8 protein-coding genes and 1 pseudogene are annotated in these 12,295 nt (G+C 30.2%); 8 read left to right on the top strand and 1 reads right to left on the bottom strand.

What is annotated here, in order from left to right; genetic code table 11:
- Nucleotides 1-647: 647 nt before the first annotated feature.
- From BUB83_RS20055 to BUB83_RS20025, 7 genes are all read left to right on the top strand, one after another.
- A complete protein-coding gene (locus BUB83_RS20055; RefSeq protein ID WP_073340885.1) occupies nt 648-929 on the top strand; it encodes a helix-turn-helix domain-containing protein in 282 nt (93 codons plus the stop codon).
- A 144-nt stretch (nt 930-1,073) separates the two neighbouring features.
- The gene (locus tag BUB83_RS20050; protein ID WP_073340884.1) at nt 1,074-3,308 is read left to right on the top strand and encodes a helix-turn-helix transcriptional regulator; all 2,235 of its coding nucleotides are present in this window, start codon (nt 1,074-1,076) and stop codon (nt 3,306-3,308) included.
- A 380-nt stretch (nt 3,309-3,688) separates the two neighbouring features.
- A complete protein-coding gene (locus tag BUB83_RS20045) occupies nt 3,689-4,642 on the top strand; it encodes an ABC transporter permease (RefSeq protein ID WP_242950727.1) in 954 nt (317 codons plus the stop codon).
- A 14-nt stretch (nt 4,643-4,656) separates the two neighbouring features.
- Entirely contained in the window at nt 4,657-5,556 is a 900-nt protein-coding gene (locus tag BUB83_RS20040; RefSeq protein ID WP_073340883.1) for a carbohydrate ABC transporter permease, read from the top strand.
- Nucleotides 5,557-5,613: 57 nt separating this feature from the next.
- Complete coding sequence (locus tag BUB83_RS20035) at nt 5,614-7,200, top strand: extracellular solute-binding protein (protein WP_073340882.1); 1,587 nt, start codon at nt 5,614-5,616, stop codon at nt 7,198-7,200.
- 72 nt (nt 7,201-7,272) lie between these two features.
- Nucleotides 7,273-8,652: a sulfatase family protein gene (locus BUB83_RS20030; protein WP_073340881.1), complete on the top strand. Its 1,380-nt coding sequence runs from the start codon at nt 7,273-7,275 to the stop codon at nt 8,650-8,652.
- Nucleotides 8,653-8,680: 28 nt separating this feature from the next.
- On the top strand, nt 8,681-9,871 hold the full coding sequence (locus tag BUB83_RS20025) for a glycoside hydrolase family 88 protein (protein WP_073340880.1): 1,191 nt from the start codon (nt 8,681-8,683) through the stop codon (nt 9,869-9,871).
- A gap of 128 nt (nt 9,872-9,999) precedes the next feature.
- Here BUB83_RS20025 and BUB83_RS21750 read toward each other — a convergent pair.
- Nucleotides 10,000-10,080 (bottom strand): annotated as a pseudogene (locus tag BUB83_RS21750) (IS3 family transposase); the annotation flags it as partial.
- A gap of 123 nt (nt 10,081-10,203) precedes the next feature.
- Here BUB83_RS21750 and BUB83_RS20020 point away from each other — a divergent pair.
- A partial coding sequence (locus tag BUB83_RS20020) for a glycoside hydrolase family 3 N-terminal domain-containing protein (protein ID WP_073340879.1) occupies nt 10,204-12,295 on the top strand: 2,092 nt, incomplete at its 3' end.

Raw genomic sequence — 12,295 nt, 5'->3', positions numbered from 1 at the left:
AGCCTAAGTATAGTTTGAAGTCAAAAAGGTTTGCAGCTTCTGTAGACAATGATTATCTTGAACAAGTGCTTATTAAAAATTTCATCTAGTGTAACAAAGGTAATTTGTATACCAATTACTAGGCATATCCTGAAAGGGCTGTCTGGTTTTCTATGCAAAAAAAAATTGCTAACTTAATGAAATTACCTGAAACGCTTCAGTTCCATCTCAATAAAAATTCAGGGTTGCCTCAAAAATATTATCCTACCACATAAATAGTTGCAATGACTATTTTTTAAAAAGTTTCTATGAGATTTTCGGTTAAGAAAAATATTCATGAGTAAGCCATGAAATCACAGGCGATTTTAATTGAGTTTAAAAGATGCCTATGGTAAAATTATCTTGTGAAAGTTTAACCATTTCATAAAATTAAGAAAACGTTATTTCTCAAAAGAGGAGATTGCTAATGAAGTATACTAAAATAGTTCTTGAAGAGGAATTTGAATTAAATAGTATAATAATATTTCACTATTTTGAATTTGCTAAAGACTATGTATATGAAGGTTAATTACATAATTTTGGGAATAAAATAATTTCCACAGGTGATACAGTTAAAAATTTATCTGCAGCATTTACTTATATATTTAGTACGAAATGAAACAAACCTTTTGACAGCGGATAGAATTTCGACATCAGTTAAAGAAAGAACTTATAATGACATGACTTCAAAAGCTATGTTTAAAGAATACACCGGAACTAGCGTAATGGAATTCTATAAGTCACTAAAAGTTGAAGAATCTAAAAAACTAATAAGAGAAGGACAAATAAACTTTAGGAAAATTGCCCAAAAGCTTGGTTACTCATCCAGCCATTATTTTTCAAGACATTTAAAAAAAGCTACAAATATGACTCCTTCACAGTATTCATCTTATGTGAAGATTAAATTATAAATTTATAGATTATAGTAAAACAATCATATCTACATTGGAGTAATTTAAGTTATTTCATTTATTAATTTCATTTATTAATTTCATGTTTTAGTATTTTTAGGTTAATTATAGGTATAAATAAATTTTATATAATGGAGATGACAAATGAAAAAAGGATTATTTAAAAAGAAAATCTTTATATTTTTTCTATCAATAATGTTAATATTAATGTTTGCCATAGTATTGCTTTATTATTATAATGATAAAAAAGTTGAGGCAAACCAAAGCAGCCTAGAGATTGAACAATTCGCCAATGCCCAATTTAATAAAATTGATTTACAATTAAATATAGCTTTAAATTATTTAATGAATATAAAAAGTCATATTCAAATTGAAAAATTTGCTATAGGAGATACACTAGATTTTTATAATGTATTAAAGATACAGAATGAACTGAAAAAGAATATTTTGTATATAGATAATTTAGATTATTATATTGGAATAACAAAAAATCAGGAAGAAGCTCTGGTTATTACTCCTTTTACAACAACTAATCAATCCAAATATTATAATCAAATAGGTATTTCAGAGGATAAACAGGAATGGTTAAAAAATAAAATAAAAGACATGAAGTATAATAGAGAGTACCTACTAGTAACAGGTTATGAATATTGTGATGAAAGCAATGATAGAGTTTTGAATTATATTCTAAAAGATGATTACTTTGGCAATGGTGAATGTGTATTTATTGTGACTATTAAAGAAAAATCATTATTTTCAACTTTACTAGAAATGAATAAGGGTAGTTGGTTTATTAACAGAGAAGATAAAATTATTGCAAAACATAAAAATATGGATAATGAATCATTTCTTAATGAAGATGAAATTATAAATTATTTAAAAAGTAACAATAATTCTATTGAAGAAAAAGAATTTAATTTAAAAGGATTTAAAGGAATAATTGTACCATCTAATGTACTTGATTGGAAATATATATATGTGGAGTCAAAGCCTAGTATTGCAAATAAAATACTGGATATATTTATAAAGTTATTGATTCCTTATATTTTATTAATTATTATAAGTATTTATATAACTATCAAAATCACAAAAAAATTATACGAACCAATCAATTCAATGGTAAATAGCTTTGAGGAATTTACAGAGGTATCTGAAGTGGATGAGTTCGAATTTATTAAGAAAAAAACTAATGAAATGAAGTTACAGAATAAGAGACTAGAAGCCATGTTATTAGAGGATAAGAATATTATTAATGAAAAAGCTTTAAAGGACTTGTTGTTAGGAATAAAAGATATTCATAAAGCAAAATTCTCAGATTCAACTATTCCAGAAGGAAAAGCAATAGTCTGCATTTTAGAGATATGGAAAAATGAAGAAGATCTTATCAATGAAAATATTGTTTTGGTTAAGTCAAATCTAAGAGCCAAAGCTTTTGAATTAACAAATGTAGAATTTGTTAATGTTGACTATAAAACTTGTGCATTAATATTTAATGTAAATACTGCTCAAGAGGCTATAAAAATAATCAAAGATGCAGTTGAAGAAGTTGAGGAAAACTTCGAAATAGAAATTACAGCAGCACTAGGTAAAATAGTTGATAGCTATGAGAAAATAAATGAATCATTTAAAGATGCTAATAAGATTATGGAATATAAGTTTGCATTAGGACAAAAATTCATTCTTACATCAGAGGAGTTAAAATCTATAAAAGATAGAACGTATTATTATCCGCTAGGTGTGGAAAATAAATTGATATTTAGTGTAATTGAGGGGAATATCAAAGAAGTGAATACAGTTATAACAAATTTAGTAGAAGAGAATTTTATCCTTAGAAATCTTGATAATAAGAGTAGAAAAGGGTTTGCTTTTTCCTTGTTTTCTAGTATAAATAGAATATTACAAGAATTAAAGGAAATGCCAGAAGATTTTTTCGGAGATGATATTCAGTATTATGATAATTTTATAACTTTAAGTAACGAAAAAGATATTATTACAGGTATTGAAAGACTTTTTAAAATAATGATTGCGAAGATTAATGAGGATAAAGATGAAGATAATGGTAGATTAGCTGATGAGATGATGAATTATATACATGAAAATTACCATAAAGATATATCTTTAAATGATATTTCTGAGTATCTAAATTTATCTGTAAAATATAGTAGTTTATTATTTAAAAGAGTAACGGGCAGCAACTTTAAAGAAATACTTAACAAACATCGAATTGATAGAGCAAAAGAAATATTAGAAAAAAATCCAAAAATAAAAATTGGGGAGTTAGCTAATTTAGTAGGTTATAACAGTTCCAATAGTTTTATAAGAGTGTTTAAAAAGTATGTAGGAATATCTCCGGGAATTTATGGGGAAAAATTTAATTAATAATATAAAATAGTATAAGTAACAATGAAAGATACCTGGAGAAGTGATTTTCTAGGTATCTTTCATTGTAGAGATATCTTTTTTTATCTATATAGAAAAATACACACATGTTGAAAAATGTTAATACATTATCAAGGCACATAGCTTGTTAGTACAGAATTACTAGAGTGTTGATGAAAAATGTTAATATCAAAATAGTGTGTCATTACAGAATATTGAATGCTATAGAGAAAAACGGAGATTTACATAAAACAACAGAACGTTTATCATGATAACTGTAATCGTAAACAGCAATACTGCAAGGATTACTGCTAAGGAGAAATAAAAAAATCTATAGCTAAGGGGAAATAAAAAAATCTATAAAGGAGGTAATAGTTTAAATGGAGAAAGATATTAAGTTAAAAGGGAATATGAGAAAAACAAATTTTTCAAAAGACATAGTTCCTAAAGTAAAGAAAGAGTGGGATTTATATTTGCTACTAATACCAATGGTTGTTTGGTATATTGTATTCGCATACAAGCCAATGTATGGACTACAGATTGCTTTTAAGGATTACAATATATTTAAGGGGATAGCAGCTAGTCCATGGGTAGGATTAGATAATTTTAGAGATTTTATGAGCAGTCCTGATTTTTTCAGAACAGTTAAAAATACTATTATGATTAGTGTATATGGTATTGTTTTTGCATTCCCAGCACCAATTATTTTAGCATTACTTATAAATGAAGCTAAAAATAAGTTTTTAAAAAACATAATACAAACCCTTGCATTTTTACCACATTTTATTTCTATTGTTGTTGTTTCAGGAATGGTAGTAAGTTTCTTAGCCCCTAGTGACGGAGTTATAAATCTGATAATAAGTAAGTTGGGTTTTGAAAAGATTTATTTCTTAACTAAACCACAATATTTCAGAGGAATCTATACTGGAATGAATATATGGAAAAGTACAGGTTTTAACGCTATTGTTTATATAGCAGCTTTAGCCGGAATTGATCAACAATTATATGAGGCGGCAAGAGTAGATGGTGCTGGCAAGTGGCAACAAATGAAAAATGTTACTGTTCCAGGTATTTTACCAACAATTGTAATTATGTTTGTTTTAAACGTAGGTAATATTGTTAAAGTAGGATTTGAATCAATTATTCTATTGTACCAACCAGCTACATTTGAAACAGCAGATGTTATAAGTACCTATGTATATAGAACAGGTTTGCAAAATCAAAACTACGGTTTAGCAACTGCAGCAGGTTTATTTGAAGCAGCTATAGCACTAATACTAGTTTATGGAGCAAATAGGCTTAGCAAAAAATTAACTGAAGATAGTTTGTGGTAAAGGGAGGTTAGAGAATGGCTAAGAGTAAGAACAAAAAATTAATTATAGAGTCAAAAGGAGAAAAAGTATTTAAAATAGTAAACAATATTTTATTGATTATTATAGGAATTCTAGCATTATATCCACTTTTATATATTTTATCAGCATCTTTAAGTAAACCAGCTTATGTACAATCAGGTGATGTTTTATTATTGCCAAAAGGGTTTACAGTGGAGTCATATAAGCAAGCTTTTAACACTCCAGGGTTATGGAGGGCATATGGTAATACATTTTATTATACCTTAGCGGGCACTATTGTGAATTTATTCTTTACAACAACAGGTGCTTATGTTTTATCTAAGAAGAGATTAGTTTATAGAAAAGCTATTACCATGTTTGTGGTTATAACATTATGGTTTAATGCAGGTATGATACCTTTTTATTTAACTTTGAGAGATTTACATATACTAAATACACGTTTTGCAATAATAGTAGGATTTGCAATAAATACGTATAATCTAATAATTATGAGAACGTTTTTTCAGTCAATACCAGAATCACTTGAAGAAGCAGCATATATTGATGGAGCAAATAATATAAAAATATTTTATAATATTTACTTGCCATTATCAAAACCTGCACTAGCAACAATAGGATTATTTTATACGGTAACTAGATGGAATGGATATTTCTGGGCTATGAATATTTTCAGAGATGATGATAAGGTTCCATTGCAAGTTTTATTAAAAAAATTAATAGTTGAAAAAACTACAAATTCAGAGGGAGTAGGTCTTATAACTCAAAATTCATTGTATTCACCACAAACAGTAATATATGCGGTTATAATAATAGCAGTTGTTCCTATGATTGCAGCATATCCATTTATTCAAAAATACTTTAAAAAGGGAGTTATGATTGGCTCCGTAAAAGGTTAAGCAATTATTTAAATTTATATAATTGAAGTAAAATAATATTTATAGGGAGGAATAAACATGAATAAAAAAGTTTTATCATTAGTTTTGGCAACGAGTATTTTATCAAGCATACTACTTGGTGGTTGCGGCACTAAAAATGCTACAAGCAATCAATCAAAAGATGGAGAGCAAGAAAAACAATTAGAAGGAAGTTTAATTTCTGAAGAGCCAGTTCAATTAACTATTTTTGGACTATACAACAATTTGACATTTGATAGTGAGTGGCCTGTATTTAAAGAAGCGGCTAAAAACACAAATGTAAGTTTAAAAGGAATATTATCAAAAAGTTCTTCTGATGAGGCAACAGCTTATAACTTAATGATTGCTTCTGGCGATATGCCGGATATTGTTAGTTACAAAAGTGTATCTGATTTAGAGAAGTTAGGTAGAGATGGTGGATTAATAGTTTTAAATGATTTAATTGATGAATATGCTCCAAACTTAAAAGCTTATATGGAGAAAAATCCTAAATTTAAGAAAGAAGCACTTGCGTTAGATGGAAATATATATGCTATACCAAAGTACTTCGATGTAGAACCAGCAGAAGGATATTTCATAAGAAAAGATTGGCTTGATAAATTAGGATTAGAAGTTCCACAAACTATAGAGGAGCTTTACACAGTATTAAAAGCATTTAAAGAAAAGGATCCAAATGGAAATGGTAAAGCAGATGAAGTTCCTTACTTTGATAGAGTACAGGCTGGTAACATATTTGATTTCTTCTATCTATGGGATTCAAGTAATGATTTTATTCCAAGAGATGGAAAAATAAATTATGGACCATTAGAGCCTGAATTTAAAGTAGCAATCGAAAACTTAAGAAAATGGTATGACGAAGGATTAATCGATGCTGAGATTTTTACAAGAGGGCTTGGGTCAAGAGATACTTTGTTAGCAGATAATGTTGGAGGATTTACACATGATTGGTTTGGTAGTACGGCAAGTTATAATGAAAAATTGCCAGATACAATACCTGGATTTGAGTTTATCCCTATGGCTCCACCAGAAAACTTAAATGGTGAAAGAAAAGAGTATACTATTAGACCTAAATCAGGTGGTGGTTGGGGAATTACTTCATCTTGTAAAGATCCAGTTACTGCAATAAAATATTTTGATTATTGGTTCTCAGAAGAAGGAGATACTTTAATAAACTTTGGTGTTGAAGGTATTGATTATGAATTAGTTGATGGCAAACCAGTATATACTGATCATGTTATGAAATCAGATAAAACTCCTTTAGATGTGTTAAGATCAGATGGAGTACAATATAGAATTGGTACTGTTCAGAATTTTGAATATGAAAAAGGATGGTCAAATCCAATTGCTATTAAAGGAATGGAAATGTACAGTGAAAATGATTATATTATTCGAGAACCATTAGCCGGTGGAGCGTTAACGCTTAAATATGATGATGAAGATGAAAAAGAATATAAAAAGATTAGTTCAAATGTAAAAGCATATACAAATGAAATGATTCAAAAATGGATATTAGGCAGTTCCAATATTGAAGATGATTATGATGGATTTGTTAAAAGACTTAAAGAGTTAGATATAGACAAAGCAACAGAAATCAATCAAAAAGCATACGATAAGTATATGAAATAAAAATAAATATTAAATCAAGGGAAATTTTTTCAGCAAGAATTTCCCTTGATTTTTAGTTGGAGGTATGTTTTTATGAGTAAGAATCCAAATTTAATTTTTATTATGACAGACCATCAAAGGGCAGATAGTATTGGGATGATTCAAGATGGAAAAGAAGTAACTCCCAATTTGAATAGAATGGCTAAAGAAGCAACTCATTTCACAAGTGCTTATAATGCATGTCCATTATGTGTACCAGCTAGAACGGCACTTGCAACAGGAAAAGCACCTATTTCTAATGGTGTGGTACTTAATGATTTCCATGGAAAAAAAGCAGGAGATTATAAACCAATACACCAGTATTTGCATGAAGCAGAATATAAAGTTGGGCATGTGGGTGTTCATCACATAAGGATTAAACCTACACTGCAAGAAAGAGTGAATTTTGATTTATGGATAAGTGAAGAGGAGTATAATGAGTTCGCCAATAATAATGGAGTAAATACTAAAAGATGTCATTTAGATGGAATAGTAGTAAAAGAAAAACAAGAAAATGAAGTAGTAGAGCAGTACTATTCTAATACAAGAGCCTCAGTTTTTAAGCATGATAAAAAGTATTTTAAAGATATTTTTTTTCGTGATAAAGCCATAGAATTTATAAGTAAGCAAAATGATGAACCTTTTGCATTATTTGTATATTTTTGGGCACCACATCCACCATTAATTGTACCAGAACCTTATGCATCAAAATTTAATGCAGACAATCTTAACGTACCTTCTAACGTTGGAATTACCACTAATGGGGAACCATCTTCTAGACGAAGAGGAGTTGCAGCACAAATGGCAGAGGGGATATCAATGGATGAATGGAAAAAAACTTGGGCAGCGCATTTGGGTTTGGTAAATTTAGCTGATGATTGTGTGGGTAAAATTTTTAATGCTTTAAAGGAGTCTGGTAAAGAGGGTGATACCATTATAGTTTTTACTTCAGATCATGGTGAACATTTAGGTCAACATAGTATGTATCAAAAGATGGAGATGTATGATCAAGCCATTAGAGTTCCATTGCTTATTAAAGCACCTGGTGCAAATCAGCAAGTTATTGATACACCTGTATCTCATTTGGATGTTGTTCCTACGTTACTAGATTTTGTGGGTATTAATATTCAAGATAAATTTCAGGGGGATTCATTAAAAGAATGTATTATTGATGGAAAAAAATTAAAAGAAAAGGATGTATTTTGCCAGTATTCAGGGAATTCACGTAGCGGGGATATTCGTAGAGCGGTAATATCAGGGAAGTATAAGTATATATATGATGGTGAAGATGTACCGGAATTATTTGATCTTGAAGAAGATCCCTTAGAGATGACAAATCTTGCATTCAAACCTTTATATGATGAAATATTAAGTGAGATGCATAAAAAATGTAAAAAAATAGCAAAAGAACAGGGAGACTGGATGAGATATTAGGTAAAAATAAAAATAGGAGTGATTATATATGAAAAATGTAGTTTTAGAAGAGTTAAAAAAAATTGATTTATTTAAAAAAGACCCAGGATTAACTAAGGAACAAGTGAAAGCAGCATTCAAGCAAGCTTTAAATAAAATAGATGAACATTTAGAGGAATTCACATATAAATTTCCTGGTTCTTCAAGTGAAAATAACGTGTATCCTTCTGTAGAGAATAATCATGAATGGACAACGGGTTTTTGGACAGGCATTTTATGGATTGCATACGAAGTAACGGGAGATGAAAAATACAGAGAAGTTGCTGATATCCATGTGAAAAGCTTTGAGAAAAGAATAGATGAAAAACTGGGGCTTAATCATCATGACTTAGGATTTTTATATACATTATCTTGTATTTCAGCTTATAAAATAACAGGCAGTGAAGTTGCAAAAAATTCAGCTATAAAAGCTGCTGATCATTTAATTACTAGATATCAAGATAAAGCAGGTATAATTCAAGCATGGGGAGATTTCAGTGATCCAAATCAAAGAGGTAGAATGATTATAGATTGTAATATGAATCTTCCTCTATTATATTGGGCAAGTGAAGTAACAGAAGATCCTAAGTATAAACAAATCGCAAAAAGTCATATAGAACAAGCGGCAAAATATATAGTTAGAGAAGATGCTTCAACATATCACACTTATTATATTGATACAGAAACAGGAGAACCTAGATTTGGTAAAACTCATCAAGGATATTCAGATGATTCTTGTTGGTCCAGAGGCCAAGCTTGGGGGATTTATGGTTTCCCTTTAAGTTATATATACACTAAAGATGAAGAGTTATTAGATTTAACTAAAAAGGTATCAAACTACTTTTTGAATAGAATTCCCGAAGATAACATATGCTATTGGGATCTTATTTTCACTGATGGTGATGAACCTAGAGATAGTTCTGCAGCAGCAATTGCAATATCTGGATTAATGGAATTAGCAAAGTGGTTACCAAAAGATGATGAGATGAGAGAAATATATATGAATGCTTCAAAATATATGTTGAAATCTTTGATAGAAAAATATACAACAAAAGATGTACCTGAATCAAATGGACTACTTCTTCATGGCGTTTACAGTAAACCTGGAAATACGGGGGTAGATGAGTGTAATATTTGGGGAGATTATTATTATATGGAGTCTTTAGTTAGAGTACTTAAGGATTGGGAGTTGTACTGGTAAAAAAAATATATTAGGATAAACAAATCCAATCACTAAAATGTACCCTTTGTCAAGGACAATTTTAAAAAAGTCTATGCGACATTGAGAAGGTGATTTCTGCATTGAACAGGAGTCATCTTTTTTAAATTTCATTGATATCTATATTTATTGTAATAGATCATATACTGCTTAATTTCTTTCTTTAACTCTTCTAAAGTTTCACACGGTTTTGTTTATTTTAGATTTTAGATAGTAATAGTTCATCAAAGAAGAAAGGTTATGGTAAAAATCCAAATATTGTAAAAGAAAACAAAAATAAATGAAACGAAATATAAAATGAAAGGAAGTATAAAATGGAACGAAATATGAAATATAAAAACGAAAATTTATCAATACAAGAGCGTGTCACAGATCTTTTAGAGAGAATGACATTAGAAGAAAAGGTTGCACAAACCATTGCAGTTGATGTAACAACACTTACAGTGAATGAAAGCGAAAGTGAAAAATTATTCTCAACTGGTGAAATTCAGAATGAAAAATTGAAAGAACTGATTAAAAATGGGATGGGTTCATTTCAGCTGCCAGGTAGAAATCTTACGCCTAAAAAAAGTGCTGAATATAGAAATATTTTGCAAAAACATATGATCAATAATACTAGGTTACAAATCCCAGTTTTATCACAGGAAGAATGTTTAAATGGACATTTGGCAAATGGATCAACTATGTTTCCAAGACCTATTGGATTAGCGGGTTCATTTGATACAGAATTGGTTGAAGAAATATACTCAGCAATTGGTGAAGAAACCCGTTCTAGAGGAGGGCATCAGGCTTTTACACCAGTGCTTGATATTGGACGTGACCCTCGTTGGGGAAGGATTGAAGAAACCTTTGGTGAAGATACATATTTAGTTTCAAGAATGGGAGTATCAGTTGTAAAGGGTTTACAGGGCGGAAGTGATGGCGTGAGGGAAAATCATATTATTTCATCACCTAAACATTTTGCAGGATATGCACAGGTAGCCGGTGGAAGGAATTTTGCACCAACAGACATCCCACTAAGAGTATTTAGAGATGAAATATTACCCCCTTTTAAAGCAGCTGTAATGGAAGCTAATGCTATGGGAATTATGCCGTCACATGCTGAGATAGATGGGGTGCCCTGTCATGGGAACAAATGGCTATTAACAGAAATTCTTCGTAATGAGTGGGGTTTTAAAGGCATTGTTATATCCGATTATAATGATGCAGAGCGATTGGCAATTTTACACAATGTTTCAGGTGACAGAGAAGAAGCGGCAGTAAGAGCATTAGATGCGGGGCTTGATATGGATATTCCAATTGGGTCTGCTTATATTTACCTTTTGAATGCTGTTAAAAAGGATAAGAAGGTTGAAAAACTTTTAGACCAAGCTGTTTCAAGAATTTTAAAAGTAAAATTTGAACTAGGATTATTTGAAAATCCATTTGTAAATCCAGATGAGGCATATAAGTTAGTTAACTGTGATAAGCATAAGGCAATTGCTAAAAAAGCTGCAGACAAAACAGTAATTCTCCTTAAAAATGAAAATAATTTATTGCCTTTGGATAAAAGCACTATCAAATCAATTGCAGTTATTGGACCTAATGCAGACCCAATTGAATTTAGTTACTATAGTCATCGTCCTAATTTGGGAAATAGTATTCTTGATGGGATTAAAGCAAAAGCGCAAGATGATTGTCAGATTATATATGAAAAAGGGTGTGAAATAACAAGAAAAGTCATGGTTATCGAAACAGAAACTGAAGTGGTTTCTAAAAATCCTGGACTATATACATTAGAAGAAGAAACCGAGAGTATAGCAAAGGCTGTAGAAGCAGCAAAAAAATCTAGTGTTGCTATTGTATGTATTGGTGGTTCACCAATGTCTAGTCGTGAAGCGGTAACCCTTCAAAAAAGCTATGGTGATAATGCACATTTAGATTTAGTAGGACAACAAAATGAATTAGTAAAACAAGTATTAGCAACAGGAACACCTACTATTGTTGTCTTGATCAATGGTAAACCACTGTCATGTGGGTATGTATATGATAATGTACCAGCAGTACTTGAAGGGTGGTATTTAGGTCAGGAAACAGGAAATGCTATAGCAGATATTATTTTTGGTGAAGTAAACCCAGGCGGAAAAATGCCAGTAACAATTGCTAGAACAGTTGGTCATTTGCCAGCCTACTATAGTCAAAAAGATACTGGATTTTTAAAAGGTTATCTTTTTGAAGAAGAAGGCCCTTATTTCTGTTTTGGTCATGGTCTAAGTTATACCACATTTTCCTATAGCAATCTTAAATTATCTAGTGAGAACATTAAAATTGGTGAGTCGGTAGAAGTTAGTATTGATGTAACTAATACAGGTACACGTTTAGGCGATGAAGTTGTACAGATGTATATAAAAGATAAGGTAGGGAGTA

Origin of the sequence: Clostridium grantii DSM 8605 (genome assembly GCF_900129965.1) — a bacterium.
In the GTDB taxonomy this organism is placed as follows: domain Bacteria; phylum Bacillota; class Clostridia; order Clostridiales; family Clostridiaceae; genus Clostridium_AF; species Clostridium_AF grantii.
The sequence above is the reverse complement of the archived record's forward strand: the minus strand, read 5'-3'. Positions and strand labels throughout refer to the sequence as shown.